The sequence below is a fragment of the Clostridiaceae bacterium HFYG-1003 genome (genome assembly GCA_024579835.1).
In the GTDB taxonomy this organism is placed as follows: Bacteria; Bacillota; Clostridia; order Clostridiales; family Clostridiaceae; genus JG1575.
Window position 1 is genome coordinate 186639 of the sequence record CP102060.1, and the last position, 17601, is coordinate 204239.

General features: G+C 40.9%; 15 protein-coding genes. 11 read left to right on the forward strand and 4 right to left on the reverse strand.

What is annotated here, in order from left to right:
- Nucleotides 1-47: 47 nt before the first annotated feature.
- The 4 genes from NQU17_00765 (at nt 48) to NQU17_00780 (ending at nt 4734) form a co-directional block, all read left to right on the forward strand.
- Entirely contained in the window at nt 48-1352 is a 1305-nt protein-coding gene (locus tag NQU17_00765; protein UUM12127.1) for a hypothetical protein, read from the forward strand.
- 485 nt (nt 1353-1837) lie between these two features.
- On the forward strand, nt 1838-3442 hold the full coding sequence (locus NQU17_00770; GenBank protein UUM12128.1) for a transposase: 1605 nt from the start codon (nt 1838-1840) through the stop codon (nt 3440-3442).
- A gap of 170 nt (nt 3443-3612) precedes the next feature.
- Nucleotides 3613-3870, forward strand: coding sequence for a hypothetical protein (locus tag NQU17_00775; protein ID UUM12129.1), 258 nt, complete (start codon nt 3613-3615; stop codon nt 3868-3870).
- Nucleotides 3871-3873: 3 nt separating this feature from the next.
- A complete protein-coding gene (locus NQU17_00780) occupies nt 3874-4734 on the forward strand; it encodes a hypothetical protein (GenBank protein ID UUM12130.1) in 861 nt (286 codons plus the stop codon).
- Between the two features lie 39 nt (nt 4735-4773).
- Here the strand turns inward: NQU17_00780 and NQU17_00785 are convergent, their stop codons facing one another.
- Genes NQU17_00785 through istA form a run of 3 tightly spaced genes read right to left on the reverse strand, consistent with a single transcriptional unit; the run spans nt 4774 to nt 7097 of the window.
- Nucleotides 4774-5280, reverse strand: coding sequence for an ATP-binding protein (locus NQU17_00785; GenBank protein ID UUM12131.1), 507 nt, complete (start codon nt 5278-5280; stop codon nt 4774-4776).
- Nucleotides 5281-5535, reverse strand: a complete 255-nt coding sequence (locus NQU17_00790) for a hypothetical protein (protein ID UUM12132.1) — start codon at nt 5533-5535, stop codon at nt 5281-5283. It abuts the gene before it with no gap.
- A complete protein-coding gene (gene istA / locus NQU17_00795; GenBank protein UUM12133.1) occupies nt 5532-7097 on the reverse strand; it encodes an IS21 family transposase in 1566 nt (521 codons plus the stop codon). The genes NQU17_00790 and istA overlap by 4 nt, the downstream gene beginning before the upstream one ends.
- 199 nt (nt 7098-7296) lie before the next feature.
- Between istA and NQU17_00800 the strand changes: the two genes are divergently transcribed.
- From NQU17_00800 to NQU17_00830, 7 genes are all read left to right on the forward strand, one after another.
- Nucleotides 7297-7815 carry a transposase gene (locus tag NQU17_00800; GenBank protein ID UUM12134.1) on the forward strand — a complete coding sequence of 173 codons (519 nt, stop codon included), beginning with the start codon at nt 7297-7299 and terminating at the stop codon, nt 7813-7815.
- Nucleotides 7816-7852: 37 nt separating this feature from the next.
- Entirely contained in the window at nt 7853-9607 is a 1755-nt protein-coding gene (locus NQU17_00805) for a transposase (GenBank protein UUM12135.1), read from the forward strand.
- Nucleotides 9567-9794: an ErpK protein gene (locus tag NQU17_00810; GenBank protein ID UUM12136.1), complete on the forward strand. Its 228-nt coding sequence runs from the start codon at nt 9567-9569 to the stop codon at nt 9792-9794. The genes NQU17_00805 and NQU17_00810 overlap by 41 nt, the downstream gene beginning before the upstream one ends.
- An 87-nt stretch (nt 9795-9881) precedes the next feature.
- Nucleotides 9882-10274, forward strand: a complete 393-nt coding sequence (locus NQU17_00815; GenBank protein ID UUM12137.1) for a hypothetical protein — start codon at nt 9882-9884, stop codon at nt 10272-10274.
- 156 nt (nt 10275-10430) lie between these two features.
- Nucleotides 10431-11480 carry a DUF4297 domain-containing protein gene (locus NQU17_00820; GenBank protein ID UUM12138.1) on the forward strand — a complete coding sequence of 350 codons (1050 nt, stop codon included), beginning with the start codon at nt 10431-10433 and terminating at the stop codon, nt 11478-11480.
- A complete protein-coding gene (locus NQU17_00825) occupies nt 11464-13161 on the forward strand; it encodes a hypothetical protein (GenBank protein ID UUM12139.1) in 1698 nt (565 codons plus the stop codon). The genes NQU17_00820 and NQU17_00825 overlap by 17 nt, the downstream gene beginning before the upstream one ends.
- A gap of 58 nt (nt 13162-13219) precedes the next feature.
- Nucleotides 13220-15754 (forward strand): DEAD/DEAH box helicase, encoded by a 2535-nt coding sequence (locus NQU17_00830; protein ID UUM12140.1) that lies wholly within the window; start codon nt 13220-13222, stop codon nt 15752-15754.
- A 96-nt stretch (nt 15755-15850) separates the two neighbouring features.
- Here NQU17_00830 and NQU17_00835 read toward each other — a convergent pair whose 3' ends face one another.
- Nucleotides 15851-17455, reverse strand: a complete 1605-nt coding sequence (locus tag NQU17_00835; GenBank protein ID UUM12141.1) for an IS3 family transposase — start codon at nt 17453-17455, stop codon at nt 15851-15853.
- Nucleotides 17456-17601 lie beyond the last annotated feature (146 nt).

Here is a 17601-nt window from a genome sequence, read left to right on the forward strand (position 1 = left end):
TGGTAACTGCGTCAGGGTCTTGCTATATTCACATAGGAACGTCCAGGGTGAAAGCGACAAAATTTAGAGACCATGAAGATATGAGGGACAGTATGATAGTATATAAGCCGGAATCCTTAGAAATAGAAATTGAGGATTGCATCAAATTTTTAAAACAAAAACAAACGGGTGATAAGGGGATAATTGTAGATTTGATACCTGAAATGGACAAAACCCTACGGGAGGATGTCCAGTTAAATGAATACTCCGAAATCGCCATAACCTTAGACAATTGTCCTAAAACACCGATTACAATTAGGGCATTAATCGATATGGTTAAAGAAGCACAAGGTATTAGAATTCACAATAAATCAATGTGTCTCTCAAATAAAACTGCGTTAGTGAGAGTGGCAGACTGTTCATATAATGATAATGGAGTGGCTAGGGAGTTACTGTGCACTGAGCAAAGTATATTTGAAACAACAGCATTTATCAACAATAAGCACGTTTCCTTGTCTATGGCAGGAGGACTTACTCTATTCGCTTTGATAAACCATTTCAAAGAATTTTACGGTGGTCTTTTTGAATCATTTACTGAGTTGGACTATTTTGTCAAAATCGGTTTCGAAGAAGAGTTAAGCGTAGAAGAAGTATATGAGTTGGTATATGCCTATTTATTTGAACTTAGTTCAAGTCATAATCAGAATTATAAATTAAAAGATTTTTATTTCGAGGAATTTTTTGAGGAGCCAGAGCTCGAACTTTTAGACGATTTTTTACTAAGGCCCTTATTGATTGGGAAGGGAATGGATAACGTAATCAGGTTATTTTATTCTGCGAATTCAGTTGTTGATAATGCTGACTTTTCAATTATTCAATTTACCAAGATCTTGGAGTATATTTCTCGAACGGCTGTGCGAGCGGAAATTAATGAAAAGACACTAAATAAATTGCAAAGTAAAAGAGCGCTAAAACCAGACGCAAACTATATTAGGGAGCTTGAAAAATTCTTTATTGAAACTGGGAAAAAGTTTGAAGATGACAGAGAAGCAATTGCTGTGACAATCAAAGCATGTTGTGACCTTGCTGAAATATCAGCTTTTGTGCCGAGGTACTTAGGTAAAGTAAAAAATATAAATAATATTGATCCGAAAGCTAATAGAGAAAAAATTATAGAGGCTGCTTTCGATCAGCTATCAAGTGCTATTTCCGATACACGGAACTATCTCTCTCATGCAAAAAGTAACTACAGGATGAAGGGAATGGAATGCCCGTTGGATCAATTAGGGAGCTTTGCTGTTATGATGAAACTCACATCAATACAAGCTATTAGATGGTTTGGAAACGTCTCTGATGCTAACAGAGTAACATAAAAAAATCGTCAATGAAATTTGGCGAAATATTCCTTCTTTTTATATTCATCCCCCGGATTTTTTCCGGAAGGGAGTTATATAAAATTACACCCATACGTGGCTCAACTTTTATTTCCGCTTGGCTAGCAAAAAATCAATAAATGTGAACTTCCCATGATTTCTCCTACTCAAAACTAATTAATTCCATAATGAACCTATTTAAAGCAAGGAATAGAGCCTGTTCCCCGCGTTTTCGGTTGCGGAAATGCGGGGTTTTTGCTATACTTAATTGAGTAGGATATCATTCTTAACCCCAATTCCCGGAAATAGTATAGTCTACACCCTCGGTTTGATCTCCCAATTGGGTGACATAGATGTTGGATTTCCCTCGAATTAAGTCACAGAGCCGATTTCATACGAAATGGCTCTGTGACTTAATTTATTTTTATCTTGCTTATTACCCCTCTGTAGACTACAATATAAGTAGTCTACAGAGGAGGGATATTATGGCAATGCTCAATATTTCAATCCCAATTCCCACGGAGCGCATCACCTACAAAAAAGATGGCCCGGATAAGCCCAGACGCGTCTATCATGTCGAAAAACGCTACAGAAACGCATTGGGTACCCCTACAGCCAAGGAAGTTGCCATTGGCAAAGAGGATCCTACTCGTCCCGGTTGGATGATCCCCAATGAACGATTCACTGAGTTCTATCCGCTGCCAGTCGATGCCATTTCCCTGACCCCGCCTCAAGAGGTTCTGGCGGCTGGTCATATCGCTCTGTTGTGGCAGCGAGCTGAGGCTATTGGATTGACCAAGGCTTTACAACAGGTATTTCCCTTGCAGGCACAAGAGCTTTTGGCGATGGCCATCTATATGGTCTGCGAAGGCAATGTCATGATGAATCTGGATCTGTTCATCCGGGAGAGCCTACTTTCTACAAGGCTCAGTCTGAATTCCCAGCGCAGCAGCGAACTGTTTGCACAGATCAGCGAAGAGCAGCGCTTTCGGTTTTTTAAGCTCTGGAGTGCTCTCCACAAAGACGAGGAACAGACCCTGGCTTATGATGTGACGAGCATATCGACCTATGCGGAGATCCAAATGGCAGAGTACGGCTATAATCGGGATCAGGAAACCCTACCGCAACTCAACATCGGCATGCTCTATGGCACCAAGACAGCCCTCCCGCTTTGCTATGAGATCTACAGCGGAAGTATCGTGGACAAGGCCTTTTTCCCCTATATGATGGAATTGGGCGAATTGGTCGGTCTCAATGATTTGTTCTACATCATGGATCGAGGCTTTCTCACCCTGGACAATCTGAGCTTCATGGCCCAGAACCAACTCAATTTCCTGATGGCTGCTCCCAAATCCCAGAAAATCTATCGTCAGGCATTAATCGAGGCAACCGCGGTGATCCGTCACTCTCGTTATCACATCCCCCAGACCAGCTGCTATGGACTGTCCAAAGTGATCCAGATCAATGAGTTGCCCTATACCCTCCACATCTACCTGAACACATCCAGTGCGGCGGATGAAGAAGCCCGGATCTACCAGCATGTTGATCGTCTCGAGGAAGAGCTGCAAAATCAGATGAAGCCCATCAGTATTACTCGGTATAACAAGTATTATGATGTGACACGCAATGCATCACCGATTGAGGAGTACGAACGCAATCACGAGAAGATCACCGAGATGATTGAGCTGGCCGGCATGTTCTGCCTGCTGAGCAATACCCAGGATAAGAGCGCAGAGGAGGCACTACGACTTTATGGGCGACGGGACATGGTGGAGAAGGCCTTCCAGAATTTAAAAAACAGCATCGACTATGACCGCTTTCTGACGCACACAGAAAAGACGACAGAAGGGAAAGCCTTTGTCGCCTTTTTGAGTCTTATTCTGTGGTCGGATTTGACCAATCATGGGAAAAACAGCGGGGAGAAATCCATCAACCGGTTGGTCAAACAGATGGGAACGATCAAGCGGACCGATTATGGATCAGGCTGCAGTTTGCTCCAGCCACTGACCAGGAAACAAAAGGACATTCTTAGCGCGTTCGCCATCGAACCGGAGGAATTTCTTCAAACCATTCTCCACTTTGAAGTGTAGACTATAGAATTCCCAGGAATTTGGGTCTTAAAAACCTGGATTCCCGGTTCACCTAACGAGGAATCCTTTGTATTTTCTCAAAAACTATTGATATCACTTACTTTCTATCTATTAAACCTTGCGGCTATCATAGTTATGTGTTACACTATACATAACTAGGAGGGCGTATTATGGCCATTGTTAATCAGTTCGATAAGCGCAGCGGAATTACTTACGTTTATGAATCAGTTTCCCATTGGGATAAGGAAAAACAACAGCCTCGGTCCAAACGGTCGCTCATCGGCAAACGAGATCCGGTCACCGGCGAAATCATCCCAACGGATGGACGGGGTAAAAAACGTCGGAACCCAGAGGCGGGTACAACTGAAGTCAATCCTGGCCCTGTGCCCTTTACCGTAGCTGATCGTAAGTTCTACGGTGCCACGTAACCGTTGGATCAAATCGGAGATTCTCTCGGGCTTACAGAGGACCTCAAGGCTTGCTTTCCCTCTCTCTACAAGCAGATTCAATCCATCGCCTATTATCTGATCCTGGAGAGCGATTCCCCCTTGTTTCGATTTGAAAAATGGAGTACGCTCCACCGGCATCCCTATGGAGCCAATATCCCATCTCAGCGCAGCAGCGAGCTGTTTGCAGGCATCTCGGAAGAGTCCAAACAACGTTTTTTCAGCTGCCTTGCCAAGCGCCATCAGCCCGATGAGTATTGGGCCTATGACACCACCTCGGTGTCGAGTTATTCCCAAACCCTTCGTCAGGTCCAGTACGGTAAAAACAAAGAAAGTGACCCCCTGGCGCAGCTGAACCTGGCCTTGGTCTTTGGACAAGACTTAGGGTTGCCGTTTTATTACAGAAAGCTCTCTGGCAACATTCCAGATGTCAGCACGATCAAAAATTTGCTGGCTGATTTCAAAGTGCTGGGCTTCGATAAAGTCAAGTTGGTCATGGACCGGGGATTTTACAGTGAAGCCAATATCAATGCGCTTCTTGGGGAGCGACTGAAGTTCATCATTGCCGCTGGCACGCATCTGGCCTATATCCGAAGACATATCGACGGGATCTATGACAGCATCCGATCCTTCGAAAACCTGGATGAGCAATATGGCTTATACTCCTCAACCATTCTGACTGACTGGGAGTTTCAAAAAGAACGCCCCAACAAGAAAGATGTCATCCGAGAAAAACGCCGGGTCTACCTGCACGCTTACTTCAACATTGAAAAATACGCGGATGAAGAAGCTCATTTTGATCGATGGTTATTTCACTCTAATGATACCGGCCTTAGCGGAAGCTAAGACCGGTAATATTCACTTTGAAGTCCACTAACATTGGGTTTAGAGTCCAGTTAAGTCCAATGTTTTTTTCCCTGAGGCAATTTCTCGCATGTTGATGATCCCAGTTTCTATGAAAACGGCATTGTGTATGATTCGGTCCATAATAGCGTCCGCATGGACGCCCCCTCCGAGTTTGTTGTGCCAATCTTCCTTCCGAAATTGGGTACAGAATATAGTCGAACCAGAATCGTATCGCCGTTCAATAAGCTCAAACAGGAAATGCTGTTCTAAGTCAGAAATCTCATCCATCAGCCACTCATCGATAATCAGTAATGGGATTCCAGAATATTTCTTTAAGAGCTTATGTGGTCCACCGGTTATTAGTGTGGACTCATCGTATTCCATGAGCAAATCAGGCATCCGAATATATCGAGTCCGAAATTGCATCTTACAGGCTTGTTTTCCCAGCACACACCCCAGATATGTTTTGCCGGATCCGGTGAAACCCTGCAGAATAATGTTCGTGTTAGTTTTGATATATTGGCAGGTCGCGAGCTCCAAGATCATTTATTTTTCCACACCCCTTGGTGCGTAGAGGACATCGCCGATATCTGCAGAGGGTATTCTCAGTCGGGCAGACTTAAGAAGACGGTGAAACTTGGCTACGAATTTTTCCTGATAGAGGTAGTCGATCATCATTTGCAGACGTTCATCAAACGTCAGGCTGTTGCTATGAGCCTCAATATGCTGCATTTCCAGATAGCTGATGAGTTCCGACAAGTTCAATTCATTTAGCTTTCTGCGCGTTTCTTCGTTTATCATTTGTTTCGCCCTCTGTAGTATTCGGCTCCTCGTACATAGCCTTTCGGAGCAACTTCAGGAGCTTGAGCGCTCTGTTTACCGTTTGAGTATAGAACGTCTTGATTGGCTGACAGGATTGCTTTAAGATGGTGGTAACGTGGAACCCTGACTTTAGTCAGTGCTAGTTCACAGGCGGTCTCCAGCCTAGCCTCTGAGTAGCTTTTGGTGAGACGAAGAACGGACAGGGAAGAATTATATCCCTGTTCTTTGATTTTTACCATCGAGAAGATCAAATCAACAACTTGCCTTGTGGATGGCCCGATTTTAACCGCCCACTGCTTTATGCGCACATCGTCCCACTCGGTATACTTAAGCTTTTCAGGCATGTCCTCTTCATGGGTTGAATATTTGTTTGTGACATAGGCTGGAAATTTCGGATGCGTTTGGATCCGCTGGTTGTTGCAGTAAATGGCCAGCTGCATGTCAGTGATCCTCAAATCCACTTTTTTTCCAAAGTATTGGAAGGGACATGAGTAGTAGTTTTTAGCATATACCACGTGAGAGTTTAATCCGATCGAGCGACTGTATACCCATTCAGCTGTTTCATAAGGAATGTCAGGAAGACGGTGCAAGTACCGCTGCTCTTCTTCCAGGAATACTTTGATCCGACTACCCTCGCGCTTTTGAAAATCAGCAACATTGTATTCTTCCAGAGCTAACCAGACGTCCTGCCTGAGTTCCTCAAAAGAGGTGAATTTTCGATTCCTAAGTTTAGCGATGACCGCAGTGGCGATATCACCCACTGTGCTTTCAATGCTAGGCTTATCACGTGGCCTACGAACTCTAGCGGGCATTACTGTGGTCATATAGTGCTGGGCCAGTGCATCATATTCTTCATTGAGGATGATATCACCTTCTTTAGGGTGTTTAATTACCCCCGTCTTCAAATTATCGCAGGTAATCCGAAGCGGCACTCCATTAAAATATTCAAACATGTGGACATGACACCTCAGCCAGGTGGTCTGCTTCATGTCCATGGTGGGTTCAACATAGCTATATTGGCTATAGGGCAAGGTGCTGGCAAATAGATGGACTTTGATGATCTCTCCGGTTGTAGGGTTTACATACTGCATCGTAGATCCGGACCAATCAACTTCAACATTATGTCCAGGTTTGTGGACCAGATGACTGGTTATCATGTTGGCCTCTGTGTGGTCTGCATAACCTTTGCAAAATCGAGTGTAGCCCATAGATATAGTCGATTCTGCTGCGCACTTAGTCTGGTACTCCTGCCACAGAAGCTTTAAGGTGACGCCAACTCGCTTTAACTCTCCATGGATATACTCGTAATCGGGTTGCCCATAAATCGACTCCGTGCTATGCCTGTCAGGAAAGAAGAGCTTGTATACTGACTCTGGATCCTTATCTGCGACGTCCGAATACTTGATACCAAGCTCATTGGCAATCTTGATGACTTGCGACACTGAATTACGCGACATTCCACGAAGATCAGCAATCTGATTTCGAGATAAGTTCTTGGATCGTAGCTCCAAGATGGTTTTGACTTTGATTTTACTGGCCATAATAAGCCTCCTCAAAATTATTGGTAACCAAGGGTTACACATTAATTTTAAAGAGAAGCGGACTCTGAAGGAATACAGGTGGACTTCATTTGTGTACACCTTCTAATATATGATGGACTTATTCATTTCAGCATGCGGACTCCAAAGCGGTATAGGTGGAATCATTAGCTCGAAATATTCAGATCGACGACTGCTGTCGATGAAGGGGGAAATCCTAAGCGGAAAACGTAATCCCGATCATGAGACGTTCTACAAGAAATACTTTGAAGTGACAGATACCCCGGTAAGGGGCATTAAAGTTACCGTGAAAGAAGATGTGGTCAAACAGACGAAGCGCTATTTTGGATTCTTTGCGCTGATGACCAATGAAAAGATGGATGCCATCACGGCTTTGACGCTGTATCGGAATAAAGATCTGGTGGAAAAGGCCTTCGGCAATATCAAGGAACGGCTCAATCTGAGGCGACTCTTGGTTTCCTCAGAAAAAAGCCTGGATGGAAAACTCTTTGTGGCCTTCGTCGCGCTCATCTATTTGTCCTACCTCAAAAAGCAGATGCAGGATAAAGGAATGTTCAAAGATTACACAATGCAGTCTCTGCTGGACAAGCTGGACGTCATAGAGTGCTTTGAAAACCCAGGCCATGACTTGAGGGTTGGTGAGATTCTCAACAAACAGAGGTTGATCTATGAATTCATGGGTGTTGAGACCCCATCATAGTTATGTGTTCCGGGAATCCAGGTAAAAAGGAGTAAAAATGTACTACGATTTTCTCGTAAAGATTCCGGAAAATACAGGCAAAATTACGGTGAACCGGCGCGGTGAAACCACTTATATTGAATACACCTATGCCCGTCATTACAACGCCGAAAAGAAGTATAACGTTCCCCAGCGAACTACGATTGGAAAACAGTCCAGGGTGGATCCAGCGATGATGCAGCCAAACCAAAATTTTATCAAGTTTTTCCCAGAGGTCGCCCTGCCCGATGAACGGAATCATTCCGATCGCAGCAGTTGCCTTCGTGTCGGGGCATTTCTTGTCATTCGCAAGATCATGGAAGAATACAAACTACCTGAAATTCTTTCCGATTACTGGGACAACCGAGGTGTCGGACTGTTTCTTGATCTGGCTGCTTATTCTATTATCTGTGAAAATAATGCCGGGCAATACTATCCGGATTACGCCTACAATCATCCGCTCCTAACAGAGGACATGACGATCTACAGTGACTCCACGGTATCTCGGTTTCTCTCATCGATAACAAGCGATGACAAAGTCGGATTCCTCAATCAATGGAATGCATCCCGGAATCACCGGGAGCAGATTTATATTTCCTACGATTCAACCAACAAAAACTGTCAGGCCGGCGACATCGAGATGGCTGAATTCGGGCATCCCAAGGATGATCAGGGCGTCCCCATATTCAATTATTCGATTGCCTATGATGTGGATAATAAAGAGCCGCTATTTTATGAAACCTACCCCGGCAGTATCGTCGACGTGTCCCAGTTGCAATTTATGTTGGAGAAGGCAAAAGGATATGGCTATCGCAAGATTGGTTTTATTCTTGATCGAGGATATTTCAGCAAGAAAAATATTCAGTACATGGACGCGTGCCAGTATGATTTCGTGATCATGGTCAAGGGGATGGCTTCTTTTGTCGAAAAGATCATCTTGAAACATAAAGGCAGCTTTGAGAAAAAGAGGTCTTGCGTGATTCCTGAATATCAGGCCTACGGGAAGACGATTCAGGAGAAGCTCTATGCGGATGATGAAATGGATCGATATTTCCATCTCTATCATAAAGTGAAAAAAGAAAGTGCAGAGCGTGGATGCCTGGAAGATAAAATTCAAAAAATGGCGGAATTTCTAAAAAAACAGGAGGGAAAGTCGCTGACATTCGGAGATGCCTATCATGAGTATTTTGAAATCTTTACCCATGAAAAGAATGATAGCACAAAAAAGTTTCTTTATGCAAAAGAAAAGAGCGAAGTGATCGAGAAGGAAATTGATCTTTGCGGATACTTTGTGATCGTTACGTCCAAAAAAATGACAGCAGCAGAAGCGCTCTCGTTGTATAAGAGCCGAGATGCATCAGAGAAGCTATTCCGTGGAGACAAATCCTATCTGGGCAATAAAAGCCTGCGAGTCGCGGGTAATGAGTCTGCCGCCGCGAAGATATTCATTGAATTTGTGGCGTTGATTGTGCGGTGCAAGATTTATACGCAACTAAAAGCAATGATGAAAGAAATGGCAAAGAAGCCGAATTACATGACCGTTCCAGCTGCGCTGAAAGAGCTGGAAAAAATCGAAATGGTGCGGCAGATGGATAACGTATACCGGCTTGATCACGCCATAACCGCAACACAAAAGACGATACTGAAAGCCTTCGGTATCGATGAAAACTATATCAAAACCAGCGCAACGAGATTAAGTGAGCTGTTAAAAGCGGCCGCGATGCCAGAAAGGGATGAGGAAGATGGCGCGTACGAGGAAGACAATCTCTATTGACGAGAAGATAGCCCAGGCAAAGGATAATTTTGAAAAGGCTAAGGCCAAGTATGATAATGCCGCGAAGGAACTCGAAGACCTCCAGGAAAAGCAGAGGTCAATTCAAAGAACCGAACTGATCAAAGCTGTTGAGAAAAGCGGCAAAACTTATGCTGAAATCATGGCATTTCTTGGGAGTATCGATTGATAAGAAATGCAAAACCAGGTGCTGATTAGGACTTTGAGTAGGTAAAACGTGAGAAGTTAACATTTAAATGAACCGCTTGAAAAGCAGTTGGGTGAAATTTTCATATCCCTATTCAAAATTGCAAATGAAGCTGCTATTGCTAGATATATTTCAGAACGGGAATATGAAAAAAGAAAAAAGGAAGAGCAACGGCTATGTGAGATTGAAGCGGAGAACTTAAGAGAAAACCAAAAAATAGAAGAGAAAAATCAAAGGCGAATTAAATTTCATCAGAATATAGATCGCCATATGGAAGAATGGTTTAAATACCAGAACCTAAAGAAATATATCAATGACATAGATGAGCTTCTGCCAACAATAGCTGATACCGAATCAAAGCAAATAATCGAAGAATACCTTTTAGTTTTAAGAGATAAAGCGGAGAAATCTAACCCTCTTAATAACATTATTTCAGAAATAAAATCACTGAAAGATGACTGAAAGGCTTTCAAGCAGAGCTTGAAATTAGTAGAAAATTCTACAAATTCCCCTTAGATATATGGTATAATATAGAAGTTCTCATTTTATTTGCGCTAATAATTTAGGGTAAATGATGCGTTGAAATGGATAAAGTAATTGAGCTAGGCGGTGGCTGTCTTGGGTGTAATAAGCGTATACAATTCAATACCGTATGATCTATCCGGGGCAGCAAGTAAAAATCGTTTCCGCCTTGAAATGCTATGGGGAATTAGCAAAATGTTCGACTTATATGATAAGCCGGATTTTTGTGTTGTTTTTGATTATAAATGCGATATTGAAATACATTTTGATGATACCTTGGAGTTTTATCAAATAAAAACTCATAAAGTCCAGTCACCGTATAAATTTACCGTTATTTCAAAGCCGGACAAAAACACCGGTAAATCTATCATAGGAAGATTATATCTTCTGAAAAACATATCTGACCAACAAGTAAGTATGAAAGTTGCGCTGGTGTCAAATGCTTTCTTTCAAATTGATAAGAAAGTTTATTCTGATGTTGAGGTATTAAAATTTTCTGATTTAGATGAAGCTACTCAAAAAAAGATATGCGATGCACTTAAAACGGAATTACAACAAGATGATATAGATATTTCTAATGTCCATTACATATACACCTCAATGAATTTGTTGGACCCAGAGAACGATATTAAAGGAAAAATCGCCGGGTGCTTTGAAAAAATTAAGAATTGTGAACCAATCAAACCTAATGCATTGTATCGGCTTATTCGAGACACAGTTGATGCAAAGGCTTGCTATGAATTAAAGTCGGATGATTATGACGAGCTAATTTTGCATAAAGGAATAACAAAAGCCCAGCTGGACATGATGCTGAATCAATATGTTGATAACACTGATAATGGAGTGAAACAGGCACAAGAATATATTGAGTCAAAATACTCAGTGAAAGAACGCAGGAAGCTGAAAACTGCGCTTGTACATATCTTAGAAGCGTCAGTAAGATCAAATGAGCTAAAAAATAAAGAGAGAGAAATCTCTTCTTATATAGACAGTAATATTGAAAATCTGCCAGAGGAATTTGAAGAGATTATTGATGTTTTGCTCCAGAATTTTGGAGATTCTTTTTCGGTCGAATATACTCGTGAACAGATTTATGTGTTCCTTATATTAATTTTGAAGAGATGGGAGGATGGAAGAAATGCGTAAAATGATTTTTAAGAAACTGTACATCTTTTCCAGCTCTGAGAAAAAAGCAAAAGTTATTGAATTTGCTGAAGGGAAAAATATTATCACATCGAGTCCTGTTGATGGTACTGACCGCGGGAAGTCAGTTATTATGAAGTCTCTTTATCATGCTCTTGGAGCAGATTGTTATTTTGATGATAAATGGCAGGACGATGGTAAAGCATATATCGTCAATTTTACCATTGCAAATGAAAAATATTATATCTTCAGGTGCAACCGTCTTTTTAAGGTGTTTGACAGCAATCGTCGTCTCCTTTTCAAAACAATAGATAGACATGAATTAGCTGCATCTTTGGGTACAATCTTTAAATTCGCAGTCAAACTTCCTAACAGAAGTGAAGATACGCTTGAGATTACGCCACCTGCCTATAATTATTTGCTTTATTTCTTAGACCAGGATAAACTTGATGGAACTAATTTTGCATCGTTTAAGCAGTTGGCCCAATACCCTAATTATAAGGAAAATGCTCTTTTTTATCATTTTGGAGCGTTTGATGGTAATTATTATGAGATTATGCACAAATTGGAGTCTCTCAGCGATGAAATCAGTCGCTTGAAGAAAGATAAGGAACTGTCAGAGTCTATGCTTGAAAAAGTCTTTGTAAGTATCAAAGACGTATCGTATTCAAAGAGCATAGACCTGTTACGCCATGATATAGAAAGGTCAAAGGAGCAGTATTCTTCCATTGCTAAGATGCTCAGTGAAACAAGGACGAAACTTATTGAAATTAGAAATGAAAAAGATGAGCTGCAAAGAAGTTTGCATTCACTTGAACACCTTGGAAAACTGAATGAGAATCATATTTCATCTTTACTAAAACATAGGTGCCCATTATGTGAGTCAGAAGTTGCAGATACGCTCCATTTGAGAGTTATGAAATACAACACTAACGATGACATTATTTTGCTCAGTAGTGATCTCCAGATTTCGATTAGTCAGACGGATAAGAAAATAGCTAAACTGGAAGAGGAATACAAAGATGGACTTTCAAAATTAAGCGCCTATGAGAAATCACTTGGCAACAAAACAGCAGAGGTTAATGACGTTTTGAAGCATCAGGGACTGATTGAAGTCCGTGATAGTATTACATCAGACCTGGTGACCACAAGAAAAGCCATCGAAGGGAAAGAGGTATCTGAAAAGGAACTGAAAAAGCAGATTCGTGTGTATAATGACCGTAAAAAAGAAATAAACCAGAGGTACTATGAATTGATGCTGGCTGACAAAATAAAGTTTGGACTGGAAGAAATAGACGCTAAAGGTTTTGAGAAAATTACCAACTCCTTTTCTGCCGGTGGAAGCAACAAACCAATTTCAACAGTTATCTGGTACACCAATCTGATTAAGCTGAAACATCAGTTTAACCCGGATGCGATAAATTTTCCTGTTGTTTTTGACAGTCCTAATAACGCTGAGACTGATTTGACTAAGAGAGTACGAGTATATGAATATCTCGCCCAAAATATTGATGATAAAAACCAGCTTATTCTTTCAGGAATAGGGTTCAAGTCTGATGACTTTGACGGAGTACAGTTTGATAAAGTGATTTATCTTGAAAATGCTAAATATGAACTTTTATGCGAAGAAGATTATTCAAATAATAGTCAGCTCTTGATTGAACTATCAAAGACAAGCGAATGATTTAATGTAATGATAAACACACCATTGGTTACGATTGAAAATGTGGAGGAACAAAACTATGGTTGACTTTAAAAAGAGACTCAATAAAGGGGCAATCGAGAAAAAGATTGATCCAATTGAAATATACGGTACTGTTGACAGAAAAAGTGTTACTGGACCTTTAAGGCCTGCACAAAAAGCGATTTTAGAAAGTTGGTACCAAACATACAAAGATAAAAAAGACCTTGTTGTGAAATTGCATACTGGTGAGGGGAAAACCCTTATTGGATTATTAATTCTTCAATCAAGGCTAAATTCAAATACCGGTCCTTGTTTATATGTTTGTCCAAACAAATACCTTGTACAGCAAGTGTGTGAGGAAGCGGAGAAATTTGGAATCAGCTATTGTATAATGGAGGACGGAAGAGAAATACCGAATGAGTTTTTATCTGGTGAAAAAATTCTGATAACGCATGCCCATAAACTTTTTAATGGCATGTCTGTTTTTGGCTTAGGTAATAATTATACAAAAGTAGGGACGGTTATTTTAGATGATTCCCATGCGTGTATCGATGTAATTAAAAACGCTTTTTCTATTACATTAAATAAAACAAAAAATCAACCTCTATATAATAGTTTGGTTTCACTGTTTGAGGAAGATCTAAGAGACCAAGGAGAAGGAAGTTTTATTGATATACAAACAGGGAATTATGAAACTTTGATGGCTGTTCCTTATTGGAGTTGGTTTGATAAAAAGACAGAAGTTTTAAAGTTGTTGGCAGCAAACATAGCAGATAATCAAGTAAAATATGCTTGGCCACTTTTAAAAGACTCCATAGAGAATTATGGGTGTTACATTACGAGTAGTAAAGTTGAAATATCCCCATATAATCCAAATGTAAAAATGTTTGCTACATTTGCAAATGCAGAACATAGGATCTTGATGTCAGCCACAACGCAAGACGATTCTTTTTTTATCAAAGGTTTGGACTTCGATATAGACGCTGTTAAAAATCCTCTGAAAAATGACCAACAAAAGTGGTCTGGCGAAAAAATGATTATCCTCCCGTCGCTTATACATGATGAGTGTGACAGAGACTTAATAGTAACAACTTTTGCAAAAATGAAAAATCAAAAGTTCGGCATTGTTGCCCTTGTACCAAGTACGAAGAAAGCAGATCATTATAGAAATCTTGGAGCAACTATCGCGGATAGTGATAATATTTTTGCACAGATAGATAAACTGAAAAAAGGAAACTTTGGAAATGTCTTGGTTATCAACAACCGTTATGACGGGATTGATTTGCCGGATGAATCTTGCAGAGTTTTAATTATTGATTCTATGCCCTACTTTGATGGATTATCTGATAGATATGAGGAGCGATGCAGACCGCATAGTGAGGTAATCAATAAAAAGATTGCTCAAAAAATCGAGCAAGGAATTGGTAGGGGTGTACGGGGTGAAAAAGACTACTGCGTGTTGCTCATCATTGGTTCGGATATTGTGAAATTTATTAGAAGCATTAGTACCAATAAATATTTCTCTGCACAAACAAGAAAGCAGATTGAAATAGGGCTTTCGATTGCTGAGATGGCCAAGGAAGATTTACAAGATGATCATGAACCTATTAAAACTGTAATATCCCTGATTAAGCAAAGTCTTGGGAGGGATGATGGTTGGAAGGAGTATTATGTATCAGAAATGAATAACGTTACTATTCCGCCAGAAAGTTCTACGATTTATGAAAAATTGTTAGCAGAAAGAAATATTGAGCAAATGTATTTGCTGGGTGAATATAATAAAGCTCGCGATGCCATGCAGAAATTTATTGATGAACTGTGCGATGGCCCCCTGGAAAAAGGTTGGTATATGCAACAATTAGCAAGATACCTTTATAGAATAAGGAAGGATCAGTCAAATGTAATACAAAAAGCCGCATTCAAAATAAATACGCAGTTGCTTAAACCACGAGAAGGCGTTGAGTACACAAAGGTTTCTTATATAAATGAAAATAGGATGAACCGAATTAGGTCTTATTTATGTAAGTTCAAAGATTACAAAGAATTGCAGTTATCAGTTAATGCTACGCTTGATAATTTATCATTTGGCATGGAGTCTGATAAGTTTGAAGAGGCTTTAAAAGAAATCGGTGAGATGCTTGGCTTTATCAGCCAGCGTCCTGACAAAGAAATTAGAAAAGGCCCTGATAATTTATGGTGTGGCGTTAATGAACAATTCTTCATGTTTGAGTGTAAAAATGAAGTGGATGAGAGCCGAGCTGAAATAAGCAAATATGAAGCGGGACAAATGAATAGCCATTGTGCTTGGTTTGAAGAAGAGTACGGAAAGGATGCCAAAGTTAACCGTTTCTTAATAATTCCGACCAAAGATCTGTCCTATTATGCTAACTTTACACATGATGTTCGTATTATTAGAAAAGGAAAATTACGTGACTTAAAAGGTAATATCAAAAACTTCATAAAGGACTTGTCCCCATTTGCATTAGCAGACATAAGTGATGAGACTTTACAGCGTCTTATTACGCTTCATAAGCTTGATGTTAGCCATATTCAATCAGCTTATGCTGAACAATACTACCACAAAACAAAATAGTTTTTCAAAATGCATTTTAGATAATAAGAAATTGTATCGTGTTTATGCCGGAACCAATCGTCCTATAGGGGGGTGCGGATATTTTTTTGGACCATATTAGCATTCGTCCACCGATATTCGGGGAACACTTAACCCTAAGCTTTTTCGATATTGTATTGGGCTCAAACCACCGAGAGATAGCTTAATTCGTTTGTCTTTATACCAGCAAAGATATTTGTTAACCTCATGGATGAACTGCTCAATCGATACATTTTTCCATGATCGACCATAGAACATTTCATTCTTAAGACGACCGAAGAAGCCTTCGCAAGCAGAATTATCGGGGGAGCATCCTTTTTTTGACATAGATCTTATAAGTCCATGCTGTTCCATTCGCTCGATCCAGCCTTGCCAGCGATAGTGTGAGCCTCTGTCACTGTGAACAATGGGCTTTTCATCATCCTGCAATGTTTCTATGGCGTCATCTAACATGGTATTTACGAGGTCAGCATTGGGCGATGTTCCTATGGTCCAGGTAACAGGCATGCCATCATAGCAGTCAATGATTGGAGATAGATAGACCTTTCCGGCTGGAATACCAAACTCAGTAATATCAGTTAGCCATTTTTCATTTGGTTTCTCCGAATGGAAGTCGCGATTAATGACATTATCTACAGCTGGGGTTATTTCGCCCTTGTAAGAGTTGTACTTTGAGTGCCGAACAATTGGAACGATGAGCTTTTCTTCTTTCATGATGCGCCGAACTACCTTCTCGGAAAGAACCACGCCCCAGGCTCTTAACTCTGCGTGGATTCGCCGGTACCCATAGGAGTGCCCAGATGCCTCAAAACTCTCTCTTACCTGAACACGGACCTCTTGATACTTGTCATAGCGGATTGCCGCTGCTTGATAACAGTAACTGCTCTTGGCCATCTGCATAACACCCAGCAGCTCAGCCAGGCTGTATGTTTTTCGAAGGGCATTAATAACGATAACCTTTTCACGGTTTGATAGTGATTCAATACTAATGCCCTCGTCTTTTTTTATTATTTCAGCAGCCTTTTCATAGATATCACGCTCTATTTTTAAGCGGTGGACCTCCTTCTTCAGATCATCACGTTCCTGTGTAAGTGCCAATACGGAGCTTTGCAGCTCGTCTACTTCTGCATTATTAGCCTTAAGATTTTCTTTATCCTTTTTCTTTGCCCTTGCTTTTGAAAGCTTCATTTCAACCGTCGGCTCCTTGATTAGGAGCTGATTATGCCAGTTGTACAGGTTCTCCCTGGTTGTCCCATAATCTGCCGCAACCTCTTTAGCGGTCTTTTCACGGCTACATAGGGCTATTACGGCTTGCTCCTTATAATCTTGGGTATATCTTACACCAGGCCGGCTGGCCCTACAAAGTTTTTTCTCTTCGGGAGCAAGTTCCCTGAGCCATTTGTCTAATGTTTCGCGATGGGGATACCCTAGTATCCGACATGTTCTACTTAAATTCTTTCCATGTTGAAGATAGTAGTCAACTGCTGCCTGCTTCTGATCAGGAGAGAACTGTTCCCTTATAGGAAACTCTTTGCTTAAGTTACCCTTATCCCTATACTCGTAATACCACCTCCGTAAGCTACGACTATTGGGGTATCCTAATTCTCTAATAACGGCAGCATAACTCATGTCGTACTTTATCAATAACTCTACTGCTTTTAACCGTTGCTCATATGAATACATGCGGGCCTCCTTGGATATTATTTATAGTCCAAGTTTTTGTCCGCATGCCCTAGTAGCCAGCCTTGCCTGTCCGTAAATAGACGGATATAATGTCCATAAATATATTTTGGAGGACAAAAAGAGATCCTCCCTGACTCTATGGTTAG

Excerpts from the sequence above, each read along its gene's own strand:
- NQU17_00770 (UUM12128.1), top strand. The coding sequence starts at position 1,838 with ATGGCAATGCTCAATATTTCAATCCCAATTCCCACGGAGCGCATCACC.
- NQU17_00775 (UUM12129.1), top strand. The coding sequence starts at position 3,613 with ATGGCCATTGTTAATCAGTTCGATAAGCGCAGCGGAATTACTTACGTT.
- NQU17_00785 (UUM12131.1), bottom strand. The coding sequence starts at position 5,280 with ATGATCTTGGAGCTCGCGACCTGCCAATATATCAAAACTAACACGAAC.
- NQU17_00790 (UUM12132.1), bottom strand. The coding sequence starts at position 5,535 with ATGATAAACGAAGAAACGCGCAGAAAGCTAAATGAATTGAACTTGTCG.
- istA (UUM12133.1), bottom strand. The coding sequence starts at position 7,097 with ATGGCCAGTAAAATCAAAGTCAAAACCATCTTGGAGCTACGATCCAAG.
- NQU17_00800 (UUM12134.1), top strand. The coding sequence starts at position 7,297 with ATGAAGGGGGAAATCCTAAGCGGAAAACGTAATCCCGATCATGAGACG.
- NQU17_00805 (UUM12135.1), top strand. The coding sequence starts at position 7,853 with ATGTACTACGATTTTCTCGTAAAGATTCCGGAAAATACAGGCAAAATT.
- NQU17_00810 (UUM12136.1), top strand. The coding sequence starts at position 9,567 with ATGAGGAAGATGGCGCGTACGAGGAAGACAATCTCTATTGACGAGAAG.
- NQU17_00825 (UUM12139.1), top strand. The coding sequence starts at position 11,464 with ATGGAAGAAATGCGTAAAATGATTTTTAAGAAACTGTACATCTTTTCC.
- NQU17_00830 (UUM12140.1), top strand. The coding sequence starts at position 13,220 with ATGGTTGACTTTAAAAAGAGACTCAATAAAGGGGCAATCGAGAAAAAG.
- NQU17_00835 (UUM12141.1), bottom strand. The coding sequence starts at position 17,455 with ATGTATTCATATGAGCAACGGTTAAAAGCAGTAGAGTTATTGATAAAG.